Origin of the sequence: Peptoclostridium acidaminophilum DSM 3953 (genome assembly GCF_000597865.1) — a bacterium.
GTDB classification, from domain to species: Bacteria; Bacillota; Clostridia; order Peptostreptococcales; family Peptostreptococcaceae; genus Peptoclostridium_A; species Peptoclostridium_A acidaminophilum.
Genome location: NZ_CP007453.1, coordinates 711,418 through 726,566, shown reverse-complemented (window position 1 = coordinate 726,566; position 15,149 = coordinate 711,418). Strand labels below are relative to the sequence as shown.

At 44.7% G+C, this 15,149-nt stretch carries 11 protein-coding genes; 7 read left to right on the top strand and 4 right to left on the bottom strand.

The window, feature by feature from the left end; genetic code table 11:
- Nucleotides 1-63: 63 nt before the first annotated feature.
- The 3 genes from EAL2_RS14325 to EAL2_RS14315 all read right to left on the bottom strand — a co-directional run bounded on the left by EAL2_RS14325 (nt 64) and on the right by EAL2_RS14315 (nt 4,119).
- Nucleotides 64-987: a glycyl-radical enzyme activating protein gene (locus tag EAL2_RS14325; RefSeq protein ID WP_041693321.1), complete on the bottom strand. Its 924-nt coding sequence runs from the start codon at nt 985-987 to the stop codon at nt 64-66.
- A gap of 64 nt (nt 988-1,051) precedes the next feature.
- Entirely contained in the window at nt 1,052-3,421 is a 2,370-nt protein-coding gene (locus tag EAL2_RS14320; RefSeq protein ID WP_025437039.1) for a glycyl radical protein, read from the bottom strand.
- Between the two features lie 23 nt (nt 3,422-3,444).
- Complete coding sequence (locus EAL2_RS14315; RefSeq protein WP_025437038.1) at nt 3,445-4,119, bottom strand: GntR family transcriptional regulator; 675 nt, start codon at nt 4,117-4,119, stop codon at nt 3,445-3,447.
- Nucleotides 4,120-4,386: 267 nt separating this feature from the next.
- Between EAL2_RS14315 and EAL2_RS14310 the strand changes: the two genes are divergently transcribed.
- Complete coding sequence (locus EAL2_RS14310) at nt 4,387-5,148, top strand: class I SAM-dependent methyltransferase (RefSeq protein ID WP_051489287.1); 762 nt, start codon at nt 4,387-4,389, stop codon at nt 5,146-5,148.
- 107 nt (nt 5,149-5,255) lie between these two features.
- Here the strand turns inward: EAL2_RS14310 and cuyB are convergent, their stop codons facing one another.
- The gene (cuyB, locus tag EAL2_RS14305) at nt 5,256-5,942 is read right to left on the bottom strand and encodes a cysteate racemase (RefSeq protein WP_041693232.1); all 687 of its coding nucleotides are present in this window, start codon (nt 5,940-5,942) and stop codon (nt 5,256-5,258) included.
- A gap of 317 nt (nt 5,943-6,259) precedes the next feature.
- Between cuyB and EAL2_RS14300 the strand changes: the two genes are divergently transcribed.
- The 6 genes from EAL2_RS14300 to EAL2_RS14275 all read left to right on the top strand — a co-directional run bounded on the left by EAL2_RS14300 (nt 6,260) and on the right by EAL2_RS14275 (nt 15,124).
- The gene (locus tag EAL2_RS14300; RefSeq protein WP_025437036.1) at nt 6,260-8,308 is read left to right on the top strand and encodes a sigma-54 interaction domain-containing protein; all 2,049 of its coding nucleotides are present in this window, start codon (nt 6,260-6,262) and stop codon (nt 8,306-8,308) included.
- Between the two features lie 166 nt (nt 8,309-8,474).
- Nucleotides 8,475-9,764, top strand: a complete 1,290-nt coding sequence (locus EAL2_RS14295) for a sensor histidine kinase (RefSeq protein WP_025437035.1) — start codon at nt 8,475-8,477, stop codon at nt 9,762-9,764.
- Nucleotides 9,754-10,653: a DNA-binding domain-containing protein gene (locus EAL2_RS14290; RefSeq protein WP_025437034.1), complete on the top strand. Its 900-nt coding sequence runs from the start codon at nt 9,754-9,756 to the stop codon at nt 10,651-10,653. Before EAL2_RS14295 ends, EAL2_RS14290 begins: the two co-directional genes overlap by 11 nt.
- A 326-nt stretch (nt 10,654-10,979) precedes the next feature.
- Nucleotides 10,980-12,206: a dicarboxylate/amino acid:cation symporter gene (locus EAL2_RS14285; RefSeq protein ID WP_025437033.1), complete on the top strand. Its 1,227-nt coding sequence runs from the start codon at nt 10,980-10,982 to the stop codon at nt 12,204-12,206.
- A 313-nt stretch (nt 12,207-12,519) separates the two neighbouring features.
- Nucleotides 12,520-13,710: a pyridoxal phosphate-dependent aminotransferase gene (locus tag EAL2_RS14280; RefSeq protein ID WP_025437032.1), complete on the top strand. Its 1,191-nt coding sequence runs from the start codon at nt 12,520-12,522 to the stop codon at nt 13,708-13,710.
- 25 nt (nt 13,711-13,735) lie between these two features.
- A complete protein-coding gene (locus EAL2_RS14275; protein ID WP_025437031.1) occupies nt 13,736-15,124 on the top strand; it encodes an oxaloacetate decarboxylase subunit alpha in 1,389 nt (462 codons plus the stop codon).
- Nucleotides 15,125-15,149 lie beyond the last annotated feature (25 nt).

Genomic DNA, 15,149 nt, shown 5'->3' with positions numbered 1-15,149 from the left:
GAAAATGCTTTTATGTAAAAAAATAAGTGCCGCACCCATAATATAAAGGGATGCGGCACTGTGCTATTTGTAATCTATTACACTGAGTCCGAACGATTTTATAAGCTCTCTCCCCTCCTGCAGGGCCTGCGCAGACGGCGTCTTGAAGGCGTGGCTGTATTCAAGGCCCAGAGCCGGGTACTTGCTTTCGCCGAAGCTGTGGTAGGGCAGAAGCTCGACACCTGCAGCGTTGACATTCTTTGATATGAAATCAAGAGTCGCCCTTAGATTATCGCCGTCGTTTACGCCTGCCATGAGAGGAATCCTTATTACTGGTTTCTTATTCATGTCGGATATCCTGACTATGTTTTTGAGTATTCCGCAGTTTGGAGCACCGGTTAGCTCCTTGTGCGCCTGGTTGTCCATGTGCTTTAAGTCGATGAAAACAAAATCTATCAGCTCAATTGTATCCTTGAGTTTTTCCCATTCAAAATAGGCGCACGTTTCGATTGCTGTGTCTATTCCGGCAGATGCGCACAGTCTCACCATGGCATCCAGGAATTTAGGCTGCATAGTGGGTTCGCCGCCCGAAAAGGTCACTCCGCCCCCCGATTCCCTGTAGAAGACGGAGTCACGCTTGATTTTTTGGAAAAGCTCGCCGGCTGTGATTTTATTTCCGTATAGCTTCAAGGCCTTGCTTTGGCAAGAGTTGAGACACTCAAGACACATTATGCACTCTGACCTCTCGAAGCTTGCCTTGTCGCCGGACTGCGAAGCTGCGCCTGTGGGGCATATCTGTGCGCATTTCCCGCAGCCTGTGCACTTTTCCTTGAAAAACAGTATTTCAGGCTTAATCCGCCATGACTCCGGATTGTGGCACCACTTGCATCTTAGGGGGCAGCCCTTCATGAATATTGTGCTTCTTATGCCATCACCGTCGTGAAGTGACCAGCGCTGCATTTCGAATATTATGCCTTCGGTTTTTTCTAAGCTTTCCCTGTTTGTCATTATAATACCGTCCTTTAGATATGTTGAATGAGGCGGAGCCAAAGCCCCGCCTGACAGGTCAGTGTTATATTTCCTCGTATGTCGTTCTGGCTATTATCGCATCCTGCATCTGCTTTGACAGGTTTACGAACTGTGTGCTGTAGCCGGCAACCCTGACCAGGAGGTCCTTGTACTCCTCAGGCTTGGCCTGCGCAGCTAGAAGTGTCTCCCTTGAAATCACATTGAACTGGACGTGGAACGCTCCAAGCGAGAAGTAAGCCCTTATGAGAGCCGCCAGGTTTTTGAGGTTTCTCTGTGACGAAAGAAGCTCAGGCGAAAGTTTGATGTTGAGCAGAGTTCCGCCGGAATGCACGTCGTGGTTTATTTTAGCCGCGGAGCGCATTGCCGCCGTTGGGCTTGTTATGTCTGTTCCTGCATGAGGAGACACTCCTTCTGTAAGCGGAGCCTTAGCCATCCTGCCGTCAGGTGTAGCGCCTATTATGCTGCCTGTAGGGATATAGTTGGATATCCCCATGAAAGCCGAGTTGAAAGGCGAACCGAATATGTCCTTGTACTTTTTGATCTCCCTGTTGTAGAAGTCGGATATTTCGACAACAAGCGAATCCACATAGTCATCGTCATTGCCGTATTTAGGGCATTCAAGGGCCGTTTTTCTAAGGTCCTCAAAGCCATTCCAATCTGCATCAAGAGCCGAGCACAGCTGAGACATGCTTACGGCTTTCTGGTCGAACACGAGTCTTTTTATGGCCGCAAGCGAGTTTGCGGCGTTGGCTATGCCTATGCCTGTAAGCACAGGACCCACGTTGTAGAGTGCTCCGCCGCGGCTGAGATCCAGGCCTTTTTCCATGCAGCCGTCCACAAGCAGCGAGAGGTACGGCCTTGGGACTATCTCGGTATGGACCTTCTGGGCAACAACGGAAGCTATTACAGAGTGCTTTACAAGATTGGCAAGCTGCTTGTAGAAGGCCTGCTTGACATCCTCAAAGCTGGCGAAAGCATTGGGCGAAACCTCATCAAGCCCCATGAGCTCTCCTGTAATCCTGCTCCTGCCCCTGTTTGTAGCGTATTCGAAAGCCGCAGGCAGATTGACGTTTACTGCCGATGTCCATTCCCCGACTTTCCTGAAGTGTGGCACCACGCAGCCGCAGTTGCTCCAGTCGCGCGCATCCTCTGGCGAGAGGCCTGCATTGAGAAGCATTTCGTAGCCGGCCCTGTCGTTGTGTATTGCAGGGAAGCCCGTGCCCTCCTTTACAAGCTCGCATACAGCCATAAGGAATTCATCCGGTGAGTCAGCGTGTATCCTCACGCTAAGGCCTGGCTGGTGGGTCTTGACGTTTCTGGTGGCTTCCAGACAGAGGTACGACACTTCATTTGTGGCGTCTCTGCCGTCACGTGTTCTTCCACCTACTGTCAGGTTCTGGAATGCATTGTAGCCTGCAAAGTACTGGGCCGTATTTTTAGATATGGCCCATGCCCATTCTGAGAGCTTCAGCCACAGGCACTCTATGAGCTCAAGGGCCTGCTCCCTTGTAATCCTTCCGCTTTCGAAATCCTTCTTGTAGAAAGGATAGATGTACTGGTCGAATCTGCCGAGATTCAGCGCAAGCGAGTTTTCCGAAAGTATAGAGCCGAGCTGGACAAACCACACAGTCTGTAGCGCTTCGTGGAAGGTTTGCGGTGGATTTTCGGGAACTACAGAGCATATCCTGGATATCTCGAGCAGCTCTATTTTTCTTTGAGTTTCATTTTCCCGGGCTGCCATGTCTAGAGCCGTTTTTGAGAAGCGGTTGGCAAGAGTCACTATGGCATCGCATGATTCCACTGCCGCCTTGTAGAAGTTTATTTTGTCTATGTTTTCGTTCGAAATAGGCTCTATGCCTTCAAGCTTTTCAAGCGCCTCCTGTTTAATGCCTGCAAAACCCTTTACGAATATTATGTCCTGGTAGTCAGGAGTTATCTCGCCTACTGCGCTTCGCCATTTCGAGTCGTTGTCTATTATTCCGGTGTCAACACCTATTCTTGCCGTTTCTTCCGGAAGTCTTGCAAGGAATGTCTCTTCGAGTGATTTGCCTTTCCAGTAGTGGAATATGTCGTTTTTAAGTATAGCTTTTTGCTCGTCGCCTATAGTGTAAGGGTCCTGGCTTCTGGATTCGAAGGAGTCCATCTCCTCCTCGACCCATTTCCACGAGAACTCAGGGCATATGAAACCTGAGCGTTTATATATTCCGGGCGTTCCGACGACGAGCTCGCCTTCGAATATAGTCGTAGGCAGCGTATTGCAAAGATGATTGAAGGCCTTGGCCCTCCTTAGTATAAGCGGCTGACCCTCGGTTTGCTTGTGGGACTCGGTGAAGGCTATCGTTCTTTCAACGCATATGGCAGGCCTTGTATTCAGGTATTCCTGCCTTATCTTTTCGATTCTCTCAGAATTCATTACATAAACCTCCTGATTAATTTTTAATTGGTTTGTGACGACAAAAACTCTGCAAGCAGGTTGCACGCTTTTTCCATATGATTCTGCAGGAGAGAGCATGCCGTTGTGCTGTCCTTTACTTTACATGCCTCGAGCAGCTTGTAGTGTTCTTCCTGAGAAGTTGGGTGGTAGTGCATATCAAGCAGATATATTCTCATGTAGCGTTCCACATTGAGATGCATGTTTTCGATGAGTTCCATGAGCCTCATTCTTCCGCTGGCCTTGTATATGGTGAAGTGGAATTTCCAGTTCAGCTGGCTGAGTGTGCTTCCGTCCGTGATGCAGTCCATCTGCGTGAGTATTGATTCGGCGTATGTTAAATCCTCATCTGTGAGGTTGTCTATCGCGAACTCCAAAGCTCCTTTTTCGAGAAGTATTCTTATCTCGAATAGCTCACGGACTTCGTCAGCCGACAGCGCGCTCACTATAGCACCTTTGTTTGGGAAAATTTTCACGAGCCCTTGCGCTTCGAGCCTACGTAGAGCTTCTCTTACGGGTATCATGCTGGCGTTGAAAATGCCGGCTATTTCTTCCTGCTTTAGCGATTCTCCTCCCTTTAGCTCCCCGTTGAGTATGGCTTCCCTGAGTGCTTCGGCGATTATATCGGGCATGTTTTTTCTTTGTCCCAGTTTTTTGTGTGAAAGTGATTTAGTATCCATATTTTTATTATATACCAAAACCCAGACCGAAAATTCTATATTTTATAAGATATACTGTATACATATTACTTTTTGAAGTTTTCAAATTGCGATAGAATTTCCGAATATCGTAAGATTGACATTCGGAATACGTGCTAGAAATTTCAATGTTGGGATGAAAGTTCGGATATTTTTCGAATTATATGCTGCAATATACACATATGGTAGTGAAGCGCCGGAATTTGGGTATTAAATATAAATGAAACTGCAGTTTTTGGAGGTGGAATTATGGATGACAGGATGAGCGACATAATAACAGAAGAAATGTTCATGAACCTCCCGCGAGAAGGACCCGGAGACAACGAGGAGACCAGGAGGGCGATTTCCGTGCTCGGTTTTTTGCCCAGAGGGCTACATGTACTTGATATAGGCTGCGGACCGGGAGAACAAACAATTGAGCTGGCAAGAAAGATAAACGGAAGGATAACGGCGCTTGATATAAATCAGATGTTTCTCAATGAGCTAAAACGCAGGGCGAAACATGCCGGCGTACTCGAAAAGATTGACATTATAAATGGATCAATGTTTAACATGGGCTTTGCAAATGCAAGCTTTGACATCATTTGGGCTGAGGCGGCCATTTATATAATGGGTTTTGAGAACGGTCTTATGGAATGGAGGAAGCTCCTCAAAGATGGAGGATACATCGTGGTATCTGACATGTGCTGGTCATGCGATGATATGGACGAATTACCCGATGAAATAAGACATTTTTGGGAGAGGGAAGCCCCGGAAATGAATACCCTCAGCATAAACAAGGCGATAGTTGAAAAGCTCGGATACAAGCTGCTGGATTGCTTTATGATACCGGAATCTGCGTGGTGGAAGAACTATTACGGGCCCCTCGAAGAGCGCATAGGACAGCTCAAGAAGAAATACACAGACCAGCCTGAGGCAATAGAGCTGCTGGACAATGGCCTTGTTGAGATTGATATGTTCAGGAAGTACAGCGGATACTACGGATACTATTTCTTTGTTATGCAGGCATAATGCTGATAAACAATAAATAATACTTGTTTTGTGGAAAGAGGGAATTACATTTTAGTTGTAATCCCTCTTTTTTATGCAGGTGGTCGCCAATAAGTATATAGGGGTTTCTATCCTAAGGCGAATTCGACTGCTCTTTGGGCTATTACATTTAAAGGATCTATGAAATTGCCCTTCAAGCTATACTCGTCCTTGGCGAATGAAAGCTCTGTGCAGCCAAGTATGAATGTCTGGGCGCCCTTGTCCCTGAGATTCTGAACTGCATTGATTAGCTTGTCGATATCCGCATCAGAACCCTTCTTAATTCCGTATATGAAATCCATTATAAGCCTTTGAAAATCAGGGTCAGGTTTAACAAGCTCCGTATTTTGAAGTTCAAAATATTTGTCGTATACTCCGGAGCTGCACGTTCCATCTGTGGCAAGCAGGCCCACTTTCGCGTTGCTGCCGCAAGTATCAAAAGAAAATTCGGCTGTCAATTCGACCATGTTTAAAAGCGGGATACCTATGCTTTGTGTTATTCTCTCATAGAAGTAATGAGCCGTATTGCACGGCATTATTATAAAATCTGCACCCATTTTTTCAAGTCGCAACGCAGACTCCACAAGATAGGGAGCCGGATCTTCGCCTTTGCCCAATATGTATGAGGTTCTGTCTGGTATTTGAGTGTTGCTGTCTATTATCTGGTGAATATGCTCCTGGTCACAGTTTGCTCTAGTCATAGATATCACCTTTTTAAAAAGTGTGACTGTCGCCATAGGACCCATTCCACCAAGAATGCCTAGTGTTTTGCTCATTTTCCATTCCCCCTTTTGATTTGGCGGCGTAGGTTCATGCCGTGTTTGAATACTCATAAAGCAAGAAATATACCAAAGTGGGTTTGGCGGAATAGGAATTTATATGATGATCGAAAATTGCACTTATAGACGTTGACATGACTGGGATTGGGAGTAAAAAAAATGAACGTCTGCGAAAAAAAAAGAATTGAAAGGGCGCAGCATACTTGCTGAAAATCATAAATCTAATCTGTTTGGGTTCCATATGGTGATATAATGGGGGAATAAAAGCGCCATTGGGAGCTTGCAACACCATTAGGCATTGGGGAGGGAAGATATTGAAAAAACGGGTTTCGCTGATAGCGCTGACTGAACTGGCAAGGATTTATCTTGAAGGACAGTTGGGCGAGTACATATCAGACATCGCAGAAATAAAGGGCTATTCCATGGAAAAGGGACTCGACAATTTTGAAGCAGGGCAGCTGCTTGTGCTTTCAAGCGAGACTATGCGCAGCCAGCTTGAAGGGAGTTTTGTGCTCGAGAGCGCTACTGAAGTCGTGGTTGCCAGAAGAACAATCAATTATGATTTTGTAGACAAAATAGTGCTTATTCCAAAGGGGACAAACGTATTATTCGTAAACGATTCCAAGAAGACGACATTTGAGAGCATTAATACGCTCAAAAGGCTTGGAATAGATCATATAAACTACATTCCATGCTATCCGGGCTCCGGGGAAATTCCCGGGGGCATAGATGTATGTATAACAGCAGGGGAGATGGATAAGGTCCCGCCTGGAATGAAGGAAGTCTATGATATAGGAATAAGGATAATAGACTTTCCCACAATAGCAGAGGTGCTAAACAGGCTGGATGCCCTGGACGAAAGGGCTGGAAGATTTTCTGACAAATATCTTGTAAAGCTGACAAACGTGGCGAAAAGGCTTGCAAGGTCTACACAGGAAATAGGGCTGCTGTACGAAGACCTCAACATTGTCATTGACGGTTTTAACGATGGTATACTTGTGTACGACCATAAAGGCGTTGTAAGAGTATTCAATGAAAACCTAAAAAAAATGCTTCAGATTTCAAGCGGATATAAGGTTATTGACAGGCATATAAAGGACGTGGTGTGCAGCAAAAAGCTCGCAGAGATTCTCATGAGCCCTGAAACGCAAAAAACAGAAGTCATAAGCATGGACGGCTTTGAAATGGTGGTCAATAAAATATTTCTGACGAAAAACAATTCTTTCATAGCCATAATAAGGAGTGCAAGACAGGCGATTGAAGAAAATGAAAAGATAAAGAGGGAGCTCGTAAACAAGGGCTTCTATGCCAAATATACATTTGACGATATAATCGGAAGCTCAGCCCAGATAAACAGGACAAAGGAAATCTGTGCAAGACTCGCCGGCAGTGATCTGACAATACTGATAGAGGGTGAAAGCGGAACTGGAAAGGAGCTTTTTGCAAGCGCCATCCACAACTCATCAGACAGGGCGGCGGGGCCGTTTCTTGCGGTCAACTTCAGCGCTCTTCCCGATGAGCTCATTGAAAGCGAGCTCTTTGGCTATGAGGAAGGTGCATTTACAGGGGCGCTAAAGGGAGGAAAGGCAGGCCTTTTTGAGCAGGCAGACGGCGGGACCATATTCCTGGATGAGATAGGCGACATTTCGATCAAGGTGCAAGCGCGTCTTCTGAGAGTTCTTCAGGAAAAGGAGGTAATGAGGATTGGCGCCAGAAAGATAAATTCTGTAGATGTAAGAATTATAGCAGCCACGAACAGAAATCTGGTCCAGATGGTAAGTGAAAAAAAATTCAGGGAAGATCTTTATTACAGGCTCAAGATAGGCCATGTAAAGATACCTCCACTAAGAAGCAGGAAGGAAGACATAGAGGAGCTTGTAAGGCACTTTGTAAAGACTGACACCTCAGACTGCATAAGTGTTTTTGACGACGTGATTGAAAGACTTGTCCAGCAGGACTGGCATGGCAACATAAGGGAGCTTAAAAACACAATTTCATATATGCTGGCTGTGAGGAAAGAAAATGTGCTTACGGCGGATGAAATGCCTGAAAATCATTATTTTGTGAGAGGGCAAGCCGCAGTATGCGACTCAAGCATGGAACAGAAGCTTTTGAGCTCGCAGGAACTTTTGATACTTCAGGCTATATACGTTTTGAAGTCAAGAGGCGAAGTTGTCGGCAGGGACAAAATAAGCGAGTATGTTAAAAAACAGGGCATATACATTACAAGCCACCAAATCAGGAACAGGCTTGATAAGCTGCAGGATAAGGGATTTGTCATAAAGGGCAGAGGGAAAATAGGAACTTTATTGACTGTCAGAGGTGAAACCATTGCAAATGGCAGCAGCGGAAATATTAAATGAAGCGTGAAAAACAACCCGAATGCAAGCCGGAATTAAAATTAAAAGAATTAGACTTGCTTTGCATTATTTATTAATGCTAAAAGGCTGAAATGATTTATTTGAAATATGGACCGATTGTGTTTTTTTGCTATACAATTTAATCATAAGGCAACGGAGGCTTAGTGATATGTGGAAAAGGGAAAAAATCGAGCAAACTGCAATGGCGGCTGCGGTAACAGTTTTTATGGGGCAGCTGTACCTTTCGCCCGTGACTGGCTGGTTCAGGATTTCAATGGCTGTGATGACTCTTTCGATACTTCTGCTGTATTTCAGGCAGGTTTCAGCAATAGCCGTCAGCTTCATTGTGGCCTTGGCTATGCCGTTTTTCAGAGCTTTTGTAGAATACGTATCACTAAGCCGGGCGGTCCCTTTTGAGGATCTGTTTGCAAATTTTTTCCCGGTGGCAATATTCTACATACTTTTCGGAATTTTATTTGAGCTCTTCAGGATTAGGGAAAAGGCGGACAATCCCCTGCTCTTTATTATTTCGCTGTGGTTTTGCGACAGCGCGGGCAACATAGCGGAAATCTCATATCGGAGCACATCAAATCAATTCGATTTCTCGCATGCAGTATATGAAATAATTGTAATAGGCCTTATAAGATCCGTTCTGACATATGCATTCTACACATATTCAATTTACTACAAAAACAGATATGACAGGGAAAAAAAGGAAGAGCGATACAGGGAGATGATGCTTTTCATATCCAGCCTCAAGTCGGAGCTTTTTTTTCTCAGAAAGTCAATGAACGATATAGAAGACACGATGCGCAGGAGCTACAGACTCTACAGAGAGCTTGGAGCGGGCGAAATGAAGGAAGAGGCCCTTACAGTGGCAAAAAACATACACGAGATAAAAAAGGACTATTACAGGGTGGTGGACGGCATGGAGAATGTGCTTTCTGAGAAAAACAAGAGCTCCTCAATGAACATTTCGGAGATATTTGAAATAATGAAGGAAAACACTCGGAAAATAGTCGCACAAAAGGGAAAAGAAATACAGATTGAGTTCAGCTGTCATGAGGATTTCACAACCTGCGAATTTTATCCAATAATATCTGTACTGAATAATCTCATAACAAATGCCATAGATGCGATAGAGGAAAAGGGTAAAATAACTGTTAGCGAGCATGCAGATTCAATATTCTTCGTGTTGAGAGTAGAGGACGACGGATGCGGCATAGATGAGGGGAATATGGAGGTATTGTTTGAGCCTGGGTTTTCAACGAAATACGATCCGGCAACGGGAAAAATGTCAACTGGAATAGGACTTGCACATGTCAATGAAATAGTGATAAACCATTTCAATGGCCAGGTGGAGGTCCATAGGAAAAAGGACGGAATATGCACTGTTTTTGAGCTTAAGCTGCCAAGAGAGGCTGTAGAGAATAGGGGGCAAAAATCAGATGAATGCTAGCTTTTATATTGTCGACGATGACAAGGTAATACAGAAGATATTGACGAATATAATCAGGGACAAGAATCTGGGAAGCCTCCTTGGAGTATCGAGCGATGGCAGCGAGGCGCTTGAAAAAATAATGGTGCTAAAGCCCGATATAGTGCTTGTAGACCTTCTGATGCCGGGAATGGATGGGGCGAGCATGGTTGCAAAGCTTAAAGAGTACGGATGCGAGAGCATGTTTATAATGATATCCCAGGTCGATTCAAAGGAGCTCATATCTAAAGCCTATATGGACGGCATAGAGTTCTATATAAGCAAGCCTATAAATGTCGTGGAAGTAGTGTCGGTAGTAGAGAGCGTAAAGGAAAAGCTAAGGATGTCAAACGTCATAAAGTCATTTGAAAACGCAATAAAAGGTATGGAGTTCCTTAAAAGCAAAGGGCATAAGAAAGAGAACGAAGACTACAGCGTAAGAGACAGGGTCAAAAAGGTGCTAGCCCAGCTTGGTATACTCGGAGAAGCAGGCTGCACCGACATAATAGAAATAGTCGCATGGCTTGAGGAAATGGGCTGCGGCAAACAGGGATCACAGTATAATTACAAGCTTTCGGACGCCTATTCGCATCTTAAGACTAAATATGAAAGCGAAGAAACGGGAGAGGTAAACAAAAGCGCAATAGAGCAAAGAATAAGGCGTGCGGTAAAAAGCGCTCTTTCTAATATAGCCAACCTCGGAATAGAAGACTACTATAATGACATTTTTGTAAAATACGCTTCAACGCTTTTCGATTTTGGAGAAGTCAGAAGAGAAATGGACTTACTGAGAGGAAAATCGTCATATGGAGGCAAGATAAACGCAAAAAAATTCATTGAGGGAATACTAATGGCAGTAATGGACGAATAGGAACCGGCTTGATTTTCAAGCCGGTTTTTTTCGGCTGAAATACATATATGAATTAATCTTTGTACATACATTCAAACAATAGAAAATACAACAATGTCAGCTGAATATTCAGATGATTAAAAAATCTCTCGTGTCTGTTTTAAATTTATTGAGTACTAATTTGTAGGGAATACGTTAACATGTACATAATCTAGAACAGAGGGATGGAATGCTTGAATGCAAAAGATGCGGAATAATCTAGCTATTCAATATTTTGGATTTTCAAAATTCCGTCCCCGGGAAAATTGTCATGTTAAAAGGAGGAAAGAAGTATGAAAGGTAAAAAAATGAGTTTGACAACCAAGATACTTTTGGGACTTGTGGCAGGTGTGGCGGCGGGCTTGGCTCTTGGAAACAACCCGGAGATAGCCACGACATTCATACAGCCTGTCGGCAAGCTTTTCATCAACATGATCAAGATGGTAATAGTTCCTCTTGTTCTTTCTTCGCTTATTGTCGGAGCGGCAAGCATCGGTGATGTGAAGACGCTCGGAAGGATAGGCGGAAAGACTATGACGTACTACATGCTTACGACTGCATTTGCTGTTACAATCGGACTTGCATGCGGAAAGCTGTTCAATCCGGGAGCGGGGCTCAGCATACCTGCCGAAGCCGCAGCATCTGCTGCAGGCGAAGCGCCATCCCTTGTTGATACGCTGCTGAATATAATACCTAGCAATCCTATGCTTGGGCTTGTAGAAGGCAATATGCTCCAGATTATAGCGTTCGCGCTTTTTCTTGGCATAGGGGTTACTGCTCTTCCAGAGGGAAAAGGAAAGCCTTTTGTAGATTTCTTTGAAAGCCTTGCTGAGATAATGTACAAGATAACAGCCTTCATTATGGAGCTTGCCCCATACGGAGTGTTCGGACTCATTACTCCTGTTGTTGCGCAAAACGGACCTGCAGTGCTGCTTCCTCTGATAAAAGTAATTGCAGCCGTTTATATAGGCTGTGCGGCACATGCAATACTGATTTACTCATCGGCTGTTACATTCATAGGAAGAGTAAATCCCCTAAGATTCTTCAAAGGGATAATGCCTGCCGCTCTTACAGCGTTCAGCACAACAAGCAGCTCTGGCACGCTTCCTGTGAGCATAAAGGCTGTAAAGGATAACCTGGGTGTTTCGGACAAGGTTGCAAGCTTCGTGCTTCCTCTGGGAGCCACAATAAACATGGACGGAACGGCTCTCTATCAGGGAGTGTGCGCACTGTTCGTGGCTCAGGTCTACGGAATAGATCTTACGCTGGCACAGATGGGAACCATAGTTCTTACAGCGACACTGGGTTCCATAGGAACTGCTGGTGTTCCGGGAGCCGGACTTATAATGCTATCGCTTGTACTTCAGTCAGTTGGGCTTCCTCTTGAAGGAGTTGCGCTTATAGCCGGAATAGACAGAGTTCTTGACATGGCAAGAACATGTGTAAACGTAATAGGAGACACATCAGCTGCGGTGGTTGTAGCAGCTACTGAAAATGCCATAGAAGAAAAAATGACTGCTGAATATGCATCATAAGCAAGCCTTACCTGTTTAACATAAATATGAGAAAAAGACCCGTTGGGTCTTTTTTTCATATTTATGAAAAATCAATGAAAAATATAATCGAACCCGCATACAAAAACCTACAAAATCCTACTTATTAAAAATAAGCCGACAGAGCGACAAGCAACGAATAAACGTGAAAATGCCGAAATATAAAAAATAATATAAGCAAATAACCACAAAACACCTAACATTAGCCATGTATTTAAATTGGGAGGATTGTTAAAATCAAGGTATAAATAAATGGTTTATCACATTGAAAATCATAATTATGAGGAGGAACAAAATGAACAAGAAACTGTCAGTAAAAAACATGAGCATAGCGCCTTCGGTAACACTTGCAATAACCGCGAAGGCGAAGAGCATGAAGGCAAGCGGGGAGGACGTAATAAGCTTTGGAGCAGGGGAGCCTGACTTTAGAACACCTGAAAATATAAGAAATGCCGCAATAAGCGTAATCGAGTCGGGAAGCCTTGGGTACACTGCAGCATCGGGACTGCCTGAGCTCAAGGATGCGATATGCGAAAAGCTAAAAAACGACAACAATCTTACATATTCCCCAAATAACATTGTAGTATCCTGCGGGGCGAAGCATTCGCTATCGAATGCACTCCAGGCGATATGCAATCCGGGGGATGAGGTCATAGTTCCTCTTCCATATTGGGTTAGCTATCCAGAGCTGGTAAAGATGGCAGATGCAGTTCCTGTGTTTGTGGAAGCGGTTGAAGAAAACGGATTCAAGTATTCCATGGAAGATCTCAAGTCTGCCATTAATGAGAGGACTAAGGCGATAATACTCAACAGTCCTAGCAATCCTACGGGAGCTGTGTACACAAAAGATGAGCTTCAGGAGATAGCCGACATAGCTGCTGAGAAAAACATATATGTAATTTCTGATGAGATATATGAAAAGCTTATATATGAGGGAGAGCATATAAGCATAGCTTCCCTTGGAGAGAAAATAAAGGATCTTACTATAGTAGTGAATGGCGTTTCAAAGTGCTATGCGATGACGGGCTGGAGGATAGGCTATACAGCAGCGAATGCGCAGATAACGGGCGTAATGGCCAATATTCAAAGCCATGCGACATCAAATCCAAACACGATTGCCCAGTATGCAAGCCTTGAAGCGCTTAGAGGAGAGCAGGATACGCTTGGAGACATGATAAAGGCATTTGACGAGAGAAGGAATTTCATGGCTGACAGGATAAACTGCATTGACGGAATCTCATGCACAAAGCCTGCAGGAGCATTCTATGTCATGATGAACATAAGGAATTTGATGGGAAGAGAAATAGGCGGCGTAAAGATAGAAAATTCAATGGATTTTGCAAACTATCTCCTGGACAGCGCAAAGGTTGCCGTGGTGCCTGGAATAGGCTTTGGAACCGAAGGGTACGTAAGGCTTTCGTATGCGACTTCTCTGGAGAACATAAGGGAAGGCCTAGAAAGGATCGAAAATGCGATCAACGCATAAACATGTAAAAAAGGAGGATGATACTGTGGGAAAACTCAAGATAACTGAAACCGGCCTGCGAGACGGCCATCAGTCGCTTATGGCCACAAGGCTGAGGCTTGATGAGATTCTGCCGATTCTTGAAACCATGGACAGCGTAGGGTACCACTCCATGGAGGTGTGGGGAGGCGCAACCTTTGACTCATGTCTTAGATTCCTAAATGAGGACCCCTGGACTAGGCTGAGGGAGATAAGAAAGAGGGTAAAAAACACTAAGCTCCAGATGCTTCTAAGGGGCCAAAACCTTCTTGGCTACAGGCACTACTCGGATGAAGTTGTAGACAGGTTCATATCAAAATCAATAGAAAACGGAATAGATATAATAAGGCTCTTTGATGCGCTAAACGACGTAAGAAATCTCGAAACCTCCATGAAGGTCATTAAGAGAGAGGGAGGACACTGCCAGTGCGCAATATCATATACTACAAGCATAGTTCACACGCTGGATTACTATGTAGATAAGGTAAAGGAAATGGAGCAGATGGGAGCCGACTCCATTTGCATAAAGGACATGGCAGGCATACTGACGCCACAAAATGCCTACGATCTTGTAAAGAGGCTCAAGGAGAGCACAAAGCTGCCTATAGAGCTTCACAATCACTGCACGAGCGGCGTGGCTTCAATGGCATACATGAGAGCAGTCGACGCCGGCGTCGACATAATAGACACTGCGATTTCGCCTCTTTCCGGAGGAACATCGCAGCCTCCGACTGAGCCATTGGCAATGGCTTTTTCGGAGACGAAAAGAAATCCGGGATTGGATACTGATGCGCTCAATCAGGCTGCAGCTTACTTCAAGCCTATAAGGGACAAGTATGTCCAGGACGGAACTCTAAACATTAAAGTGCTGTATACGGAGCCAAAGACGCTTAGTTATCAGGTGCCCGGGGGGATGCTTTCAAACCTTCTGTCGCAGCTTCAGACTTCAAACGCTCAGGACAAGTACGAGCAGGTGCTTGCGGAGGTTCCAAGGGTAAGGGCGGATCTTGGATTCCCTCCGCTTGTGACTCCTTTAAGCCAGATGGTCGGAACCCAGGCTGTATTCAACGTGCTTACAGGAGAAAGATACAAGCTTGTTCCAAAAGAGATAAAGGACTATGTAAGAGGTCTTTACGGAAAAGCCCCAGTTGAAATCAGCGCTGATATCAGGAAAAAGATAATAGGAGATGAACAGGTCATAACAGTAAGACCGGCAGACCTTATTGATGAAAGTATGGAAAGCATTAAAAAAGAAATCGAGGGGCTCTATGAAAGCGAGGAGGATGTACTTTCATATGCACTCTTCCCGCAGGTAGCGAAAAAGTTCTTTGAGGACAGAAAAAAATCTGCAAGCGGAGAAGACGATGTCATAAGCCTTAACGTAAGCGTTGGCTAGGAATCGATGTAAATCTGCATTTATC

Bases quoted from the DNA above. Each gene is read 5' to 3' on its own strand.
- EAL2_RS14325 (WP_041693321.1), bottom strand. From the start codon at position 987: ATGACAAACAGGGAAAGCTTAGAAAAAACCGAAGGCATAATATTCGAA.
- EAL2_RS14320 (WP_025437039.1), bottom strand. From the start codon at position 3,421: ATGAATTCTGAGAGAATCGAAAAGATAAGGCAGGAATACCTGAATACA.
- EAL2_RS14315 (WP_025437038.1), bottom strand. From the start codon at position 4,119: ATGGATACTAAATCACTTTCACACAAAAAACTGGGACAAAGAAAAAAC.
- EAL2_RS14310 (WP_051489287.1), top strand. From the start codon at position 4,387: ATGGATGACAGGATGAGCGACATAATAACAGAAGAAATGTTCATGAAC.
- cuyB (WP_041693232.1), bottom strand. From the start codon at position 5,942: ATGAGCAAAACACTAGGCATTCTTGGTGGAATGGGTCCTATGGCGACA.
- EAL2_RS14295 (WP_025437035.1), top strand. From the start codon at position 8,475: ATGTGGAAAAGGGAAAAAATCGAGCAAACTGCAATGGCGGCTGCGGTA.
- EAL2_RS14290 (WP_025437034.1), top strand. From the start codon at position 9,754: ATGAATGCTAGCTTTTATATTGTCGACGATGACAAGGTAATACAGAAG.
- EAL2_RS14285 (WP_025437033.1), top strand. From the start codon at position 10,980: ATGAGTTTGACAACCAAGATACTTTTGGGACTTGTGGCAGGTGTGGCG.
- EAL2_RS14280 (WP_025437032.1), top strand. From the start codon at position 12,520: ATGAACAAGAAACTGTCAGTAAAAAACATGAGCATAGCGCCTTCGGTA.